The following is a 16992-nucleotide window of genomic DNA, read 5'->3' as shown; positions in this document are numbered from 1 at the left end:
TTTTAGCTCGGCATCAGACCATCATCACTAAAGGAAGTGTAGTTTTCGGCTGTCAGTATCAAGTGGTCTAGCAAAGTGATATCAAGCAACTTCGCACCTTCACTCAATTTTTGAGTGAGCTTGATATCGGCTTGGCTCGGTTTGAGATTTCCTGAAGGGTGGTTATGCGCTACAATGATACCGCTAGCCATACCCATCAGGGCTAGCGCAAAAATAACCTTAGGATCTGCTACTGTCCCGGAAACACCACCCCTGGAAATTGAAGAGATGCCAAGCACCCTATTGGCGCGGTTCAAAAGCAGTACTTTGAACTCCTCTATGAGACCTATCTGTGCATCATTCCAGTTTTCGCGAAAGAGCTTTTCAGCATCTTGAGAACAGGTCACGATTTCCCTATCGTTAAGGTCAATACTCGGATAATAGGACAGGGTGATTTCGGCAACTTTGGATTTCAATGATCTCATTAAAAAACTCTCCTTGGTTTTCTGTGAAAGGAGAGTTTTTTAGCCTCAATCACTTTACCTAAAAAATGGTCTCTTAGGGAAAATGTACGCTTGGTTTGGTTGATATGGACCCTACAAAAAAGAGACAAAACCCATTCTTAATTAGACATGGTTTATAAATAGTTCACAAAGTCCTAAACTTACACAACTGGTAAATATTTTGTCCGACAGACTTGTCAAAAACAATAACACATCATTTATTTGTGGTTTACCCCAACAAAAAAACACTTCAGCACAACGTATCCATGACCGAAAAGGAAAAGCTCGATTCTAGAATTCAAAAGTTATATGGGGTTTCCTTAGACGAGTTTAATGGATACTTCATCTCATACGTCACTCGCGACAGTCTAGTCCATGAAGTTTGTATCAATTGTTTGACTTTAGGTCATGATGACAAAAGCATAGCAAACATTCAAAATCATAGATTTACAATTTCTGGTCATTTTAAGGATCAGTATCAGTTCGAAATCAGTGAATATAGGAAAGACGGAATGGCTTTAGTGCAAAGAGACACCTTAAATAAACCGCTAACCAGAGCTCAAAAGAAAGGAAAGAAAAGGCATATCATGACTTTCGGCAGAAATTGGCGAAGAACACTTGCCTGCTTCATAAGCGGCAAAAACACGAGAGGGGAAAATTTTACGCATCACGCTGATAAAATAATACAAGAAGAAATCATAGAAGAAATCACAGGTGATGATTCAACTTTCGAGCACGTTCAAAGATTAGTGATTGATTACATCAATGACCTAAATAGTCATAAGGATCTCACATTTTGAAATTTTATAGACGCATAAAAGATTTTTGGATAACCATTTGGCAGGAACTCAGGGAGTCATTGACTTCAACCGAAAATGACCAATTTGATAGATTGGGCAGGGCGGTTATAATCGTAAGGATATGTGCAGTGGGCCTACCTATTATAACTGGGCTTTACTTTTCAGTATTCCTTAGGGATATAGGTTATGGTGTCAGAGAATTTCTTGGGTATATTGGTGTCAAGCCTTTTATTCCAGTTAATACTCCTATTGCATATTCTGTCAACTGGGTTGCGACAATCTTCATTATACTAATCCTAGTTACTGGTTTTTTGATAATAATTCATTCGCTCCTTGATGACAGACTAGACCATCTCAGAACAAAGAAGATCGTTGACCTTGGGGCAAAAGTTCCCTCTTTTGAAGTAGTCAGGCAACTACCACAAATCACCTACGATCTTAAGTCTCATTTCAAGGTTTATCAACCACTGTTGAAAGAGTTAGTTGGTGAAATAAAAAATGAAGATGATATACAGTTTATAGATGAGCAGTATGCCGTTATTTTTAAGAAATATCTTGATACTCTAAAGATTGTTACTCGTGATTTTTTCCGACTACATCGAGTTCCGATAAGATTAAGTTTAATGCTCTTCATCGAAGAAAAAGAGAAAATAGCTATTCAGAATATCATCAACAATGCTGGTAAAAAAGAAAACTCTTTGAGAATCGTCTACCCGAAGAATTCATCCGATCTCAGGCTAGGTTTTATGCTATTGAAAAAAAACCTTATTACTGAAACCAATGACAAACTTGCTCAAAAAGCTTTTGAGGGTGACAAAACAAAAGAGACGGATATAGCCATTCACGTATCTCAATTTAAAGAAGACTTAACCGACCCAGGGGGTATTTATCGTGTTATGAATTATGGGTTTGTTTACGAACCTGATACAAACAATCTAGATGATCAGTTCATTGACCACAAGAAAGAAATAAAAGAATACGTCAATTTTTTTAATGATAAATACAACAAAATTCGCTCATTTACGTCTATTAGAATAGACACTGTTACCGATCAAGGCAAGGTTATTCCAATCGGAGTAATAAATGTAGAATCTCCCCAAAAAGGCTTTATCGAAGACGTAGCAGAGTATCGATCAACTTACAGAGCTATAATTACTTCATTAGTTGCCCTATCTTCAGAAACTGTTTTTGATTATAGGGAGTTTATTCTGGAAAATTTATTAAAATTGAAAAACTAGTAGAACTGAACAAATGATTCTGGTAGGGTAAAGCATAGCTAATTTGTACTTACTTTTACATTCAGGAGTTCTGCAAGTTGACCGAAAAAAATATGGAAGAACTAAAAAAAGAGCTATTAGAGAACTTAAAAGGTGAAGACCCATCTGCAAAGTTCCTTAAAAGAAAAGAGGAAAATAAAGGTATGCCCCTCATGAAAGTTGTGGGTAATGGCCTTGTTGTTCCTTTTGAAAAAAACCCCATTGATCCTGAATACTATGACGAATTAGTAGCCAATGGTACAAAAGTTAACATTCCTTCTTTCAGGCGTCCCTAGTTAATTGACTTTCATAAGTTATTCAAAAGAAGTACTTACCTTCCTTATGAAGTCTTATCCTGGTCATCTCTCCTCCATTAATCTGGATAAAAGAAATGTTCAGATGACTAAATCGGGTGAGCAAATTAGCGACTCAATAAGATCTTCTGAACTTTATAACATGATGTGATTCACATTCAAAAAGAACTGTGATACAATTCTGCCAGCCCAATTGCCAGCCAGAGCATTCTAGTTATGGTAAAAGATGTGCTAAGTGATTGATTTTAATGGTGCCGCTTAAGAGACTTGAACTCCCAACCTACTGATTACAAATTGACATATAGTACATTTTTTGAACTTTCCTGAACTGTTATGAATGGCTCTGTATCCCCCTTGGATATTGGCTTTAACGCATAACAAGGAGTTCATAAGAATGCAGAAGAAGTTAACAAATGTCGTTCAATTTGCCAGCCCGGTTGCCAGCCAGAACAAAACCCCACCACAAAAGAAAAATAGTATTCGGTTTACCGAATCAGCCATCAAAAAACTTGTGTCTAAATCTAGAAGAATTGTCTTCTGGTGTAATGGACTAGCAGGTTTTGGAATAAGGGTTTCACCTAAAGGAAATAAGAGTTGGGTTTACGAATATAGACTTGAGGGTGTTCATAGAATGCTCACTCTTGGAAAATATCCTCGCTTGTCACTAATAGAAGCGAGAAAAGCTTTTGTGATAGCTTCTGAAAAGGTTCAGCTCGGTATTGACCCAGCAACTGAACATCTTGAGAAGAAAAAGGCTGAACAACAGGCCATGACAATCAAGCAACTTGTTCCTCTCTATATTGAGTATTGCAAGTCACGTGGTGAGAAACGCTGGGATGAAAAACAGCGTGTCCTTAATAAAGAACTGGTCGCTGTAATAGGCGCAAGAAAGGTCAAGGACATTTCTTTCCGTGACATGGCCAATATGATCTATGAAATCGGGATAAAACGGAGCAAGGCAACCCAGGCAACCCGTTTTCTTTCTCATACCAAAGGGCTGTTCAAATACGCCAAGAACTTTCATGGGCTTGTCGAATTTAACCCTTGTGCCGACCTGGAGGCACCCAAGGTTAAAAAGACAACGAAACGCTCTCTTAATACAAGAGAGGTTTTTGCTGTTTGGCACAACCTTAACAAAATGAAAGTGGTTCCGGTCATTATTCTCGGACTAAAATTCATGCTCTGTACAATGACTAGGGGCATAGAAGTTCGAACCGCAGAATGGTCAGAAATTGATCTGGAAGGAAAGGTTTGGGTTATTCCTGACCATAAAGCGAAGAATGGTCGCAGACATCTTGTCCCACTTAACAGCTATGCTCTCGATATTCTTGAAGAGGTGAAAGAATGGACAGATGGGCATCGGTATGTGTTTGGTTGGAACAGGATCAACAACATTGATAAATCCCGAGAAACATCAGAAAACGATTATCTAAAAGAAACAGCTTTTAACCATGCTATGCGCGTGAACTTTGACCAGATTGGTATTGACCAGAAGTTTACGCCACATGATTTAAGAAGAACAGGAGCAACTCTATTGACCAGTGTTGGTTATTCTACTGACTGGGTTTCAAAGCTGCTAAATCATACCCCATCAGGAGTGACTGAAACTCATTATGATATGTTCGATTATTTTGAAGAAAAGAGGGCTGGCATTGAGTGTATTAAATATATCCTGGACCGTATTCTATCTTCCAAGAACATTGACTTTGTCCCATCAATCAAGACCCTCCGCTCTGAGTTTATGGCGAAGGGTCTTGTCTTTGAGTTTTTAAAGGAAGAATACTACTTAAGCAAAACTATTCAGCATAACTCTGTTTGTCCATCCAATCCTTCAAGTCACGCAACCTATACGCTTTCCTACGACCTTGAGAAGTTATAGACACAAGAGGTGGGAAATTCCCATCCTTACGCTCGCGGTATTGAGTTGACTTGTCGAGAGAAGTAATTTTCTCGGCAAGGTCAATACTTACAAAAGCATTCATCTCCATCATCAGTGCTGACAACATCTTATGTCTTTCTTCTAGGTTCATAGCTGGTAATAAAACATCGATTAAGTTTTCGCTTAGCGTATGCATTTTTTCCTCCTTGCATATTAGACGTCACTCTTTTAGTGAAGTCATTGATTTTGGAAATGTACACTCCAGGAAACATACCTTAGTAAGAATGTAATTTAATTGCCTATGTCATCATTACCCATAGAGTCCATTTCTTAATCGAATGATTCTTTGTAGGGTCATTCTGCGTCAACTAAAACAAGAGGAGTTAAAATGAACGCAAAAATCTACTCGAGAAGGTTAAGAACCGACTATTTAGCGAAAGTCGTGAATCAACTAATTGATCTAAGGATTATTAAAGGTTTAACGTTAGAAGACCTTAACCATAAAATTGGTGTATCAGATTACTTGGTCCATAAATGGGAAACGGGTCACAAAACACCTAGCACTTTCAACTTATGCTGTTGGGCAAATGCTTTGGAGGCTGAATTAATTATTGTGGCTAACGACAATAGGCCAACAAAACCTCCTTCCGAAACAGTCAAGGCTGTAAATGATAACAAATTGCAAATCGTAGAATAGGTCTGTTTGTTGATGGCTCGAAATTGAGCCATCAACACCCATTGGTTCACATTCCAGTCTGGGACAACTGGAAGAATTCAAAAGCTGCAAGACATAGGTAATCTTGCCTAATGGTAATCGAATTTAATTGAAACTTGGCCCCTTGGTAATTTGAGCATTAATCTCATCAAGGATTTTTTCTTGGATTAGTTGACTGTAGTGCTTTTCAGTGATTTCGACACTAGAATGACCAAGTCCAGAAGAAATTTTACGAATATCTATCCCCATTTGTAGACCTAAGTTTGTCCAAGTATCACGTGGGGTGTAGGTTGAGAGATTCTTCTCTATTCTTAAATCAGTAGCTATCTTCTTGATATTGTTATTGAACCATTTGAGTTTGTCACGTTTGGCTCGGAAGATAGCTTCACCCACTCTGCCTTCTGGAATGATTGGGAATATATAGGCTGTTTTTGACTTATTCTGAATATAGTATGAGAGGATAGACAGGTTCTCTTCATTCTGTTTGATTGAGAAAAAATCCCCTTCACTCTCCGTCTTCTTACGTGTGTAGCTAAACCGCTCCCCATCAAATTGTTCAACACGTGCTAAGGCAATGTCATAGAAGTTCATACCCATGTTATTGAACATGAACAGGAAGTAGTTTCTTACATGAAACTTTGACCCACCCTCAGGATAGGAGCATTGACGAATAGAATTGATTTCTTCATGCGTAAGAACAATCGGAGTATTAGCAGTGCTACTCTTTTTGAAGCTCTCTAATGGCTTATGCCCTTTTAGGTCATCATAGGTTTTCTCAGCATCATTGAGAATCGCCTGTAAGCTTCTCAGATGAATGTTGATTGAGTTCTTTGATTTAAGGCGGGTACTGAGATAGGTTTTGAAGTCTTTAGCAAACTCAAAGTTGAAGGCCTTGATCGGCATGTCATAAGGTTTGAGTTCTTCCCTAACGGTAAACATGTCTTTTTTGGTCTTATCAAAGAGGTCAGGAATAGACTGTTTATCATCTTTACCGAATAGCTTCTTGCGGTATTTGACAACGATCTTTAAAGCGTCTTCATAAGACGAAGCGGTCGAAAACCTGGCTTCAGCATGAAAACGATAAATCAACTTGGCACCATGCTTTAATAAACTAAGCTCGGATTGCTTGTTAAAGAACTTCCTCTCAATGGTTTCTTTTAACTGGGTTATCGGCCATAGCTTGATCTCGCCTTTATTCTCATCCATCCAAAGATCAATGTCACTGTAAAGGCTATGAATGCGCTTGGTCTTTCGGACAGGATTAGTAACCCCTTTTAATTTGAAATGTGCAGTTTTCTTTTTCCCTTCAATACTATCCAGTTCAATAAAATCTTCTTTGCCAAGTCTGATATAGAAAGGGATATCTCGTCTTTGAGTTTTATGCCCAATGCGTAAAACAAGAGGGTATTTGTTATTTTTATCTACATTAGAAGGGCGTGTATCTAAGACTATTCTGACTGTGGCCATGGTTAAACTTTCCTTTTACTTGCACGTATTCTGCACGTTTTTTTCCGTGTGTGGTGATGAGAAGTGACACAAGATAAGAGAAAACCGATCTTAATTAGCCAATAGGACACATTTGCTTTCATGTAATATCATTCCGTTCCGACTGTTAATCAGAGGGTCCTTGGTTCGAGCCCAAGAGGAGGAGCTCTCAATATCAGCCAGTTACAATATACAAATTGTAACTGGCTTTTTTATTTGCACTCAACTATGTAAAGGAAGATGATGACAACTCTACTGAAAAAACGAGAAAACGATGAAGAAGAAAACTTCAATAATCAATATTCTGAATAGCTTCTTAATTTCTTTCTCGTTCGACCTCAAGTAGTTAATCAGTCTACTACTCACCCTTACTGCTGAAACTACAAGTTGCCGAATAATTCTTACTAAAATCTTCATTTCATAGTGATTTAGATTGATGGTTTGGTTTCATGGTAATGAATGAAACAATTATCAGCCTGTTGCTAGAGCCGTCTATCGTTCCAAAATAGTTAAGCCCGACTGATGGAGGCGCTCTTAGCCTAGGGGTTTTATCTCTATTTCCTCTCATTGTATTTGTAATTTGTTACTGTGATATATTTGACATAACTTTTACCAAAGTTAACAATATTAACTTAATATGCATCAAAAAGGTTTTATTTCTACCAAAGAATTCATACTATTGTTAATAATCTACGTTAGCCATATTGGGTGTCTTTTATTTACCAAACTTACCATTACCCAAAATTGATCGACTAATAATACCTCATGAGCAAAGAATTCAGACAAAAACTGATCGAAAAACTGGAAGATAAATTGGGAGATTGGCAGAGCTACTCAATACCAGAATTAATGGCTCGGTCCGAACTAAAAGGTTTAATCAGCGACGAAACTCTTAGGAGGGTGCTGGCAGGTAAGCCTGTCAGATTTAACACTCAAAATCTGATTCTCAGTGCCTTCGAAGAGAGTATTGAAAAAACAGAATTCTCACAACTCACACATGGCATTGAAACTGCCAAAGTAGTTGAAAACCTTCTAACTAAGAATGAACGACTGTTTTCCATAAGGTCCAAAAAAGCCCAGATTGACCTGACATTAAACTTCACAGACACAGTTCTTAGAATTAAGTGCATTGATGATGACAAAGATGTTGCGGAAATCAAGAAAGTGCTGGGCGCCTCGAAGGAGGTTCCAGATAAATACTTCACAAAGCACATATCTAATGCATTGCAGGACCTGAGAGACGAACGATGTAGTAGCTATATTATCTTGTCACACCTAAACCCAAGACCCGCTTTAGTCAATTCACTTAGATCGTCTAAAATTAAGTTCGAACCTCAGATTAAGTTATTTACTCTTCATGAGTTCTTACAAACCTTTTTTGATACAAAAAACTATCTACACTCACTTCATCGTAAACTTCTGAAGCACGGTTTAGTCTTAGAAAACGACAAAAAAACACTCGATCACGAGAGTCTGCTAAACATTCCTGTTCGATATAATTTAGCCACCGTGCCTTCAGAAGACTCTAATGAAAACACGTTCATAAGGGATGAGATAAAGTCCTTTATAAAAGAAGATGATAGACTCTTAGTCATTCTTGGACACCATGGTGCTGGCAAAAGTCTTAGTTGTCTTATTTCTGCTTTTGAACTCATCAATGAAGACCATGATAACAATAGGATTTTTCCATTACCTATAGTTGTTCAAGCGACTAGCTTTTTATCACTTCAACCTTCGGCAGTCATAGGCAGAGTACATGAGGAAATAGAAATTCAATATAGAGCCTCACTACCGCGCAACTTAATAGAAACCCTAGTCAATGAAGGTAAAATAGTCGTCTTCATTGATGGCATAGATGAAAGTAGATCATCTGGCGAATGGTCAACAATAAAAAAATTCTTTACTGATCTACTTGATAATCACAAATACTCAGACCGACCGAAATACATTATAACTGCTCGGCACGAACTCTTTGAAACCGAAGAAATTGAAAGCCGAACGTTTTCCTCTCTACAGCTGGTCAAGGTTTTGTCCCTAGCTGCATGCACATTGGATGAAACTTATCGAATTCTCAGAAATAGGTTTTCATCATTCGATGATTTAAAACAAGACAACGCGTTCGGAAAATTGATCAAATTAACCACTAATCCACTTTCCTTAGAATTAGCCATAGGTGTTCTAACCATGATGCAAAATCCCTCTCGAAAAGGAGGCGGCAGCTCACAGAATATGGCCGTTGCCAGAGAAGCCTACGACTTATTTTCGGAGTACACAAGGGCGTGGGCCAAAAGAGAACAATTAAGGGCTGTGTCCACTGAGATTACACCATCGTTAAGCGAACGCCTCAAGTTCTGTGAATTGTTGGCAGAGGTTGCATGGGATAATGCTTATTCTGAAGGCATAGATTCAGAAGCTCTTAAATTTGCTACTATTGAACAATACAAAAAAACTGGATTAAACATAACGAATAACCCAAGTGAGCTAGAATTTCTATTCTATGATGCCAAGATTTCTAGCTGTTTAATTCGCCGCAACGACAATTTTGATTTCCCTGACCCGAGACTCCATTCATTCTATTTATCTAAAAGAATAGTCTCCGAACTAATAGATAGGAGATCAAGGTTCACAGTTCTCAGAAAGAAGAGAATCGAACAGGACGAATTTGAAGGATTATCTACTTTTGTACTCGGTGGATTAAATGCTGACCATTTTAACCGTATAGATGACATATTAGATCTGTTAACTGATCTTATTAATGATTCTCGAAGTTTTAATCACTGCCAGTCATTTCAAGAATTATCTAACCTACATTTTAATCTAATTGGGCTTTTGTGCTGGGTTTCTATAAAGAATTCTGGAAAGCACAAACCATTGAGGTTACAGAAAGTTTACTGCCCTTACGGATCAGTACCGTCATTTGGTCTTGAGCCAGAAATTTTGAAGAAACTACCGATTACCGTCGAAAGAGGTAATTGTGAGTTCAACGACCTAGCTATTTTCAATCAGAGTGGTAACGGGCAACTCTTAACCAAAAAACCTGATGCTCTAAGCGAAAGTCAAGGTTACCTTTCAAAAACCAAATCAATAGAGAACCTCCAGGAATATTGCTGGTCAAACAATATTCTGGAGAGAGATTCAAATCGTGACGTTAATAGTCAAAATGATCTCAAGTGGGTTATTATACCGGGAGGAAAGTATTCCTTAAATCAATGGGAAGCCAATGACAAACAAGAATATGAGGACAATTGGTGGTCCGACACTAAACGCAGAGGCATCAAATCGAAGCTTACCAAAGGCAAGGTTGACGTATTAACTGAAAGCTTTCTTTTGTCTCAACATCCGGTCACCAATGGCCAATTTTTGGAGTTTATTCTTAAAGAACATGAATGGTCTCCTCAGAATCACAGAGACGCCATTGGGAACAGATGGTACTTATTAGGTTTTAATTGGCTAATTCAAAAGTATTCTGATGATCTATCCAGATGGTCTGTTGCGGAAATAAGAGAATACGATCCAATCTGGTTTGATTCTCCTGTTGTGAGTGTAACATGGTCAGCAGCGAATGCCTTTGCCACTTATCACGGGAGCTACTTGCCGCTTGAAAGTCAGATTGAAATTGCAATGAATTTGTTTGACTACCCAGAAGACAAAGGGCTCAAAAAAGATAAATGGTACATCTATTTTGACAAGGAAGGTGGAAAAAACAACGAAACAATGATGATCCCATCATATGTTCCTCGTTTTGATTGTACTAAGGCGAATCCCTTCAGCCCTGACCAAGGGGTTCATTTTGATTTATCCTCCTTCGAATCAGAAATGAAAAAGCTAGACCCCTCGTTGATCAATATCCCATATCACTTAGCAGGAGGTGTCAGTGAGTGGACCTCTTGTCAATGGGATCCTCATTGGCCCATAAATTCAAATCACTACGGCATGTACAAGGACACAATTATAGCCCCATACAATAATGGGCTAGGACTCATTAATCAAAAACCCAAGAGAATCCTTTCTGCTGAAGACAATATTGAGAAGGGATACTCACAACGGGGAGGTAGTTATGTAACAACATTGGATCAACATGGGATTTATCATCGCTCAGTTCAGCCGGTCAGTAATGCCAATGAAGATGTTGGGTTCCGATTGGCAAAACCTATTTATTAATATAAAATCATAACCATGAAAAATATCAAAATACTTCTTATAGCAATCATGACTGTCTGTTGTGTGGTCATGTTAAAGTCTTGTAAAAAGAACAGTGAGAGTGATACTTTTAAAATTGGGGTTCTAGCTCCTGTGACCAGCTTCATGAGTGGTCACGGAACAAGTATAGAGAAAGGTGCCCGTATTGCTCAACTGATTCTTAATGAGGAAGATGGAATTCTAGGAAAGAAGGTAGAACTGATTGTCCTAGACACACAATCTGATCCATCCGTAACAGTGGACCGCACAAAAGAACTAATTGAAAAACACGATGTTAAACTCTTGATCGGAACAGGCACGAGTGCGTCATCACTTGCGGCCATAACTCCGGCCACAGAAAAGAAGGTGCCTTTTATTTACTCTTTGGATGGAGAATGTAAGACATGTTCCTTTGGAGATGCTTCTTCTGTTTCTACCAGTGTTTGGGGCTCTGGGTTTACCGAAAGAATGATTGTAGAACCTTATCTCAAATACTTGGAAGGGAGATTTAGGAAAAGTCAAGATGACGACTTTAAGGTTTTCTTTGTTGGTGGTGATTATGTCTATCCTAGAACTACTAATGCCTATGCAATTGAAGTGGCGAAGAAATTGGGATTTACAATTCTTGCTGAAGAATACACCGATATGTCTACTAAAGACTATACACCAGTAATAAGAAGAATCTTGGACGAAAATCCCGACTTATTAATAGTCACCAATCCAGGTGCAGCGGGAGTGTCGTTCATGAGGCAAGCCTTACAGCTTGAGTTGAATGAAAAAGTTGTCATTGGCGGATTCGCAACTTTCGATCAAGAAGCAATCGATGCTATGGGAAATGCATCTGAAGGGGTTTTTGTAGTCAATCGATACAGCAAATTTCTTAACAATACTCAGAATGATGAATTCCTAAAGTTATACTCGGAAAAGTACTCTAATGACAATTTGATGCCGGGACCCACAGCTGCAGCCGGGTCTTTTGGTTCGATTATGCTGGCAGCAAAGGCATTCAACCAAGCGAAATCCGATGAGCTTATTGATTTCCGCAGGCATATGAATGGCGCAGAGATGATGCTACCTCAAGGCCCGGTAAGAGTCAATCCTGATAATCAAATCTTCGAGCAACATGTCTATATAATGCAAATCAGAGATCAGCAATACAACCTAGTTCAAGATCTGGGCATTCAAATCCATCCAAACTTTGAAGGGTGTTCGGTGAAGTAAACAGGTTTAAAACTCCTCTCTATGTCCAAAATTCCCGAAATATTAATCGATAGCCTTGTCTCCTCAAGCCACCTACTCCTGGTAGTTCTGGGCTTTTATGTTGTCTACGGAATAATGAAAGTGATCAATATGGCACATGGAGATTTACTCATGCTAGGAGGATATTTTACCGCTTATTTCAACTCAATCCTCGGTAGTTTCTGGTTGAGTGTACTGATTGCAGTGATATTATGCCTAATTCTCGGACTAATTATTGAGAGAGTCGTCATTCGACCCCTTTATAGCGAAGATAAGATAATGACATTACTGGCCACCTGGGGAGTGAGTTTAATGTTAATTGAGCTTGTCCGACTAATTTATGGACCATCGGGGATCTTTGTTGACGCACCCATTTCTGGAGTCTATGTTTTGGGAACATTTCCGATATCAAGATATTCAATATTTGTTCTTATAGTCTCGGTTATTATTACATCCACTTTTGGTCTGTTGCTTGGCTATACCAAGTTTGGGACACTATTAAAGGCCGCCATACATAACCCTTGGCGAGCTTCACAGTTTCAAATTAATATTGGCAAAGTCTATTCCATTGGTTTTGGAATTGGGGCTGCTGTGTCCGGGTTTGCCGGAGCAATTATAAGCCCCATATCCGCCTTGACTCCAAATATGGGAATTGATTATGCCTTTCTATCATTCTTGGTGATCATTGCTGGAGGTTTTAGATCAATTTGGTCTGCCATCGTTGGTTCTATAATTGTTGCCTCTACAAGAACGATTCTTAGTTCTGTAATTGATAGTACAGCTGCCACGATAGGCATGCTCGGGATCATACTCTTAATTATTTTCTTGAAACCCGGTGGACTTTTTGAAGAGGTAGAATCAACATAAAGTATGAAGAAAAAACTCAACTATAAAGTGGTAATAATGTTGGTAACCGTGCTTACCATATTAATGTCATCGTACCTACCTTCATATTCTCTGAACTTCTTGGCTGGAGTGTTTCTAATGGCATCTCTCACAGCATTGACTGATTTTGCTTGGGGAAGAGCCGGCATCATCATTTTTGGCCCGATGCTCTTTTTCTCTCTCGGTTCATATACATCAGCAATTTTTCTAAAAAATCAAATTGATCTTGGCCTTGGTGGTTTAGCATTAATAGCAATCATTTTGATCATTTACCTTTTAATATTTTTACCCAGCTTTTTTAGAGGTTTGAAGCCAATACAATTCGGTCTCGTAACTCTTATTGTCAGCGTTGTTTTTCAACAACTGATCATTGATTTTTACGAACTCACCGGAGGATCCAATGGTTTGATTAATTTCTCGAGTAATGGTAAATTTTTTGGATTGGAACTAGCGCTCTCGAATTCAAGAATCAATTACTTCAGTAGCACTGTCTTTAGCGTTATAATACTCTCAATACTGCTTTACCTAAAAAGGTCGAACATGGGGAAATTGATTACTCTGATTAGGGATTTCCCAGATCGTGCTTCTTCCTTAGGTTTTAGTATTGCAAAATGGAGAAGTGCTGTTTTTCTTCTCTTTGCTCTTCTATCTTCTTTTTGTGGATTTTTTTATGCCCCGATTGTTGGAGTGGTTCATCCAGGTTTGTTTTCTGTTCCTTATAACGTGGTCATTCTTGTTTGGCTTGTGATTGGTGGACGAGGCACACTCTATGGCCCGTTTCTGGCCGCGATATTTTTAAAAGGCTTAGAATTCTATCTCGGTAGCAAATTTTCCGGCTACTACCTCATTCTCGTAGCTCTTACCCTCCTTATTACAGTTATTTTCTTCAGGAGAGGCTTCATAACCAGTCTTTCAAAATCCATCAATCATGCTGCTTCAACTAAATAGCATCAACAAATCATACGCAGGGTTTTCAGTGATTAAAAATCTCAATTTAGATATCGATACTAAATCTGTAACAGCCATCATAGGTCCCAACGGTGCGGGTAAATCCACCCTGTTCAAAATTATATATGGAAGTGAAATCAGTGATTCAGGCAAAGTCATATTTAATGGCCTAAATATTAGTCAAAAGAATGTTCATGAGCGCGTCAAATTAGGGATTGGAGTGTCAATGCAGATTCCTAGATTTCCAGACGAACTTTTGGTTCAAGAATTACTCTCTCTCGCAGAAGGCAATACTGAGATCTTCAAACCATTGGCTTCAAACTGCTCACTCCAAAAAAGAACAGAGAGTATTATTAGTCGTTTTCGGCAATCTCTTTGGAAAGATCTAGACTTCAAGAAGTCAATATCGGAACTATCCCATGCCGATCGTAAGAAACTAGACATTCTAATCGGGGTTATTAGTGCGCAAACGCTCTGTCTACTAGATGAACCAACAGCAGGATTAGCCCTATCTGAACAAGAAGGGTTGATAAGATTTTTAGACTCTTTGCAAGATGAAATGTCAGTTTTGATAATTGAACATAATATGGCATTTCTCAAACAGCTGGATAAGCATGTCTCATTTATGCATGATGGCCAGATTTTTATGACGGGAACCTTTTCCGAGATTTCAAATAATAACTTAATAAGAGATATTTATCTAGGAAAATGAATATTCATGAAATTATTCTTAAGTTAGATAACTTATCCATAGGATATGCTCACATTCCTATACAAGAAGATTTACACTTGGAAGTCGGAGTCGGCCAATACATTGCAATCACTGGAAGAAACGGATTAGGGAAGACTACATTATTAAACACCATCGCAGGGCTCACGCCTAAGTTAAAAGGAAACATGTTTTTTGAAACCTCCGACATAAATCAACTTTCAACATATGCCCTGGCTGGGAAAGGCATGAGATACTTACCTGACAATAAGGGGTTGTTCAAAAACATCTCTGTTGAGCAAAACCTGACTATTGCAAAGAAAGAAGGACATTTTCATTTAGAAATGGTTCTTGATCTTTTTCCTCGATTGAGGTCTCGATTGTCAAACCTTTCAGGAACATTGTCAGGTGGGGAACAACAAATGCTAGCAATTTCTCAAATGCTTCTTGCAAACCCCAAGTTAGGTCTCATTGACGAACTGTCTGAGGGTTTGCAACCTGATGCAATCCAAAGTTTATTAGATTTTCTTGAAGCCAATCGTCAAGCTTCCGGAATGTCGCTTTTGTTTGTAGAACAAAGAATAAACGTTGTAAAAGCTCTGTCTGATGGTGCAATTGTCTTCAGAGCCAATAAGGCTCCAGAATATATTGGTCGCAATTTGTGGGTAAGTGACGAAGCCCTGTTAGAAAATCTCATTTTCAACTAAGACACACAAACATGAACGAATATCCAGAATTTGATCACTATATCTCCGAGACCTTGACACAAGCGTCCCCCCCGGTAATGCATCAGATTAATTCAGATGTTCAAAGGATGCGCGAAAAGAATGTCCAACTTTATGATTTTGGACAGGCCATTATCAATATGTCACCGCCCCGTTCCGTTTCCTCATTTTTAAAATCTGTTGATTGGAGTAATCCTGACTATCAGCGAATTTGCCCAGTACCTGGCATGAAATCCTTGCGCAAGAAAATAGCCCAATATCGGCAGAAAGTGTTCGACAAGCCAATTAACGAAGATAATGTCATTGTTACCTGTGGGGCCAATCATGCTGTATATATGGCAATAAACTCCATTTCAATTCCACAAGATGATGTGGTGGTATTTTCGCCATATTTTTTTAACCATTTTATCGCCATACAGACCCAAGAACTTAACCCACATCCAATAAGATTGGGCAACGATATGTTACCAGACTTAGATCTTATAACCGATGACATTGTCAATAAAAAAGCGATAGTCCTTTCCTCACCGTTGAACCCTTCAGGAACATATTTATCAGCTGACCAGCTGACCGGTTTGTCTAAAATGGCGCAGTCAAAGGGCACCACTTTAATTCTGGATGAAACCTATTTCGAATTTCAAAAAGAAAACGACCCTCCAAATCTTCTTAATGACAGTACAATTCTTGTTGGCTCATTTTCAAAATCAATGTGCATCGCTGGATTGAGAATAGGCTATTTGATCGCTCCTCACAACCTGATTGAGGAAATGTTGAAACTCCAAGATACCATGGTGATATCACCAAATACAATAGGTCAAATGGCCGCCGATAAAGGACTGGATGAGATAACATCTCACACATCAAAGGTTCGAAAGGAACTCAAAAAAAGGAGTAAGGCTCTTTCTGAGGGACTAGCTGAAATCAATGTTTTCGATGAAATACATGGTGACATAGACTTATTCCATTTCACAAAATTGCCTGGGAAAAAGAATGGTAAAACTGTTAAAAATGACGTCTTACTAGCCGAAGAGCTATTAAAGAAAGGCATCATTGTTATGCCAGGAAATGTTGCTGGACAGCAAGGGTATTTAAGATGGACTGTTGGTAATATCTCAACAGAAGAAATATCTGAATCTATACCTATCCTGAAGGCTTTTTTTGACAGCTATTCTGAATAGAATATTTTCGGTAGGCTGTTTTAAATCTCAAAAATGACCCTTTTCATATTCAATATGCATCCACATTTCGTGGACTACGAGGAGTAGAGCTCTTTTCTCGAAACACGGAGTCATACGCTATATTCTAATATCCACTTCACATAACTCATTAGTGATTACTTGCAGTTTTTGTAACCGAGGATAATTATCAATTTTCAT

General features: G+C 38.5%; 15 protein-coding genes. 12 read left to right on the top strand and 3 right to left on the bottom strand.

Going from position 1 to position 16992, the window contains the following annotated elements:
* Nucleotides 1–2: 2 nt before the first annotated feature.
* Nucleotides 3–464, bottom strand: coding sequence for a JAB domain-containing protein (locus tag BFP97_RS17860; RefSeq protein WP_069843729.1), 462 nt, complete (start codon nt 462–464; stop codon nt 3–5).
* A 212-nt stretch (nt 465–676) separates the two neighbouring features.
* Between BFP97_RS17860 and BFP97_RS17855 the strand changes: the two genes are divergently transcribed.
* From BFP97_RS17855 to BFP97_RS17835, 5 genes are all read left to right on the top strand, one after another.
* The gene (locus BFP97_RS17855) at nt 677–1282 is read left to right on the top strand and encodes a hypothetical protein (protein WP_139135360.1); all 606 of its coding nucleotides are present in this window, start codon (nt 677–679) and stop codon (nt 1280–1282) included.
* The gene (locus BFP97_RS17850) at nt 1279–2520 is read left to right on the top strand and encodes a hypothetical protein (protein ID WP_139135359.1); all 1242 of its coding nucleotides are present in this window, start codon (nt 1279–1281) and stop codon (nt 2518–2520) included. Before BFP97_RS17855 ends, BFP97_RS17850 begins: the two co-directional genes overlap by 4 nt.
* 92 nt (nt 2521–2612) lie before the next feature.
* Entirely contained in the window at nt 2613–2834 is a 222-nt protein-coding gene (locus tag BFP97_RS17845) for a hypothetical protein (RefSeq protein WP_069843726.1), read from the top strand.
* A 355-nt stretch (nt 2835–3189) separates the two neighbouring features.
* Entirely contained in the window at nt 3190–4731 is a 1542-nt protein-coding gene (locus BFP97_RS17840) for a tyrosine-type recombinase/integrase (RefSeq protein WP_083262646.1), read from the top strand.
* Nucleotides 4732–5119: 388 nt separating this feature from the next.
* Entirely contained in the window at nt 5120–5428 is a 309-nt protein-coding gene (locus tag BFP97_RS17835; protein WP_069843724.1) for a helix-turn-helix domain-containing protein, read from the top strand.
* 123 nt (nt 5429–5551) lie between these two features.
* Here BFP97_RS17835 and BFP97_RS17830 read toward each other — a convergent pair whose 3' ends face one another.
* Together BFP97_RS17830 and BFP97_RS20785 are read right to left on the bottom strand one after the other, a co-directional pair.
* A complete protein-coding gene (locus BFP97_RS17830; RefSeq protein WP_069843723.1) occupies nt 5552–6913 on the bottom strand; it encodes a phage integrase SAM-like domain-containing protein in 1362 nt (453 codons plus the stop codon).
* Between the two features lie 270 nt (nt 6914–7183).
* On the bottom strand, nt 7184–7348 hold the full coding sequence (locus BFP97_RS20785) for a hypothetical protein (protein WP_170827507.1): 165 nt from the start codon (nt 7346–7348) through the stop codon (nt 7184–7186).
* Between the two features lie 348 nt (nt 7349–7696).
* Here BFP97_RS20785 and BFP97_RS17825 point away from each other — a divergent pair, with 348 nt between their 5' ends.
* The 7 genes from BFP97_RS17825 (at nt 7697) to BFP97_RS17795 (ending at nt 16794) form a co-directional block, all read left to right on the top strand.
* Complete coding sequence (locus BFP97_RS17825; protein WP_069843722.1) at nt 7697–11092, top strand: SUMF1/EgtB/PvdO family nonheme iron enzyme; 3396 nt, start codon at nt 7697–7699, stop codon at nt 11090–11092.
* Between the two features lie 15 nt (nt 11093–11107).
* Nucleotides 11108–12331, top strand: coding sequence for an ABC transporter substrate-binding protein (locus tag BFP97_RS17820; RefSeq protein WP_083262645.1), 1224 nt, complete (start codon nt 11108–11110; stop codon nt 12329–12331).
* 21 nt (nt 12332–12352) lie between these two features.
* Nucleotides 12353–13216, top strand: coding sequence for a branched-chain amino acid ABC transporter permease (locus BFP97_RS17815; protein ID WP_083262644.1), 864 nt, complete (start codon nt 12353–12355; stop codon nt 13214–13216).
* A 3-nt stretch (nt 13217–13219) separates the two neighbouring features.
* Entirely contained in the window at nt 13220–14182 is a 963-nt protein-coding gene (locus BFP97_RS17810) for a branched-chain amino acid ABC transporter permease (protein ID WP_069843719.1), read from the top strand.
* Nucleotides 14163–14894 carry an ATP-binding cassette domain-containing protein gene (locus tag BFP97_RS17805; protein ID WP_069843718.1) on the top strand — a complete coding sequence of 244 codons (732 nt, stop codon included), beginning with the start codon at nt 14163–14165 and terminating at the stop codon, nt 14892–14894. Before BFP97_RS17810 ends, BFP97_RS17805 begins: the two co-directional genes overlap by 20 nt.
* Nucleotides 14891–15598 (top strand): ATP-binding cassette domain-containing protein, encoded by a 708-nt coding sequence (locus tag BFP97_RS17800; RefSeq protein WP_069843717.1) that lies wholly within the window; start codon nt 14891–14893, stop codon nt 15596–15598. Before BFP97_RS17805 ends, BFP97_RS17800 begins: the two co-directional genes overlap by 4 nt.
* 107 nt (nt 15599–15705) lie before the next feature.
* Complete coding sequence (locus tag BFP97_RS17795; RefSeq protein ID WP_170827506.1) at nt 15706–16794, top strand: pyridoxal phosphate-dependent aminotransferase; 1089 nt, start codon at nt 15706–15708, stop codon at nt 16792–16794.
* The last annotated feature ends 198 nt before the right edge of the window (nt 16795–16992 follow it).

This window comes from Roseivirga sp. 4D4 (genome assembly GCF_001747095.1).
GTDB lineage: Bacteria > Bacteroidota > Bacteroidia > Cytophagales > Cyclobacteriaceae > Roseivirga.
Note: the sequence above shows the minus strand (reverse complement) of the source record. Positions and strands in the feature narration are given on the sequence as shown.

What these genes read in the sequence shown, in the direction of transcription:
- BFP97_RS17860 (WP_069843729.1), bottom strand. Translation starts at nt 464, where the DNA reads ATGAGATCATTGAAATCCAAAGTTGCCGAAATCACCCTGTCCTATTAT.
- BFP97_RS17845 (WP_069843726.1), top strand. Translation starts at nt 2,613, where the DNA reads ATGGAAGAACTAAAAAAAGAGCTATTAGAGAACTTAAAAGGTGAAGAC.
- BFP97_RS17840 (WP_083262646.1), top strand. Translation starts at nt 3,190, where the DNA reads ATGGCTCTGTATCCCCCTTGGATATTGGCTTTAACGCATAACAAGGAG.
- BFP97_RS17835 (WP_069843724.1), top strand. Translation starts at nt 5,120, where the DNA reads ATGAACGCAAAAATCTACTCGAGAAGGTTAAGAACCGACTATTTAGCG.
- BFP97_RS17830 (WP_069843723.1), bottom strand. Translation starts at nt 6,913, where the DNA reads ATGGCCACAGTCAGAATAGTCTTAGATACACGCCCTTCTAATGTAGAT.
- BFP97_RS20785 (WP_170827507.1), bottom strand. Translation starts at nt 7,348, where the DNA reads ATGAAGATTTTAGTAAGAATTATTCGGCAACTTGTAGTTTCAGCAGTA.
- BFP97_RS17825 (WP_069843722.1), top strand. Translation starts at nt 7,697, where the DNA reads ATGAGCAAAGAATTCAGACAAAAACTGATCGAAAAACTGGAAGATAAA.
- BFP97_RS17820 (WP_083262645.1), top strand. Translation starts at nt 11,108, where the DNA reads ATGAAAAATATCAAAATACTTCTTATAGCAATCATGACTGTCTGTTGT.
- BFP97_RS17815 (WP_083262644.1), top strand. Translation starts at nt 12,353, where the DNA reads ATGTCCAAAATTCCCGAAATATTAATCGATAGCCTTGTCTCCTCAAGC.
- BFP97_RS17810 (WP_069843719.1), top strand. Translation starts at nt 13,220, where the DNA reads ATGAAGAAAAAACTCAACTATAAAGTGGTAATAATGTTGGTAACCGTG.
- BFP97_RS17805 (WP_069843718.1), top strand. Translation starts at nt 14,163, where the DNA reads ATGCTGCTTCAACTAAATAGCATCAACAAATCATACGCAGGGTTTTCA.
- BFP97_RS17800 (WP_069843717.1), top strand. Translation starts at nt 14,891, where the DNA reads ATGAATATTCATGAAATTATTCTTAAGTTAGATAACTTATCCATAGGA.
- BFP97_RS17795 (WP_170827506.1), top strand. Translation starts at nt 15,706, where the DNA reads ATGCGCGAAAAGAATGTCCAACTTTATGATTTTGGACAGGCCATTATC.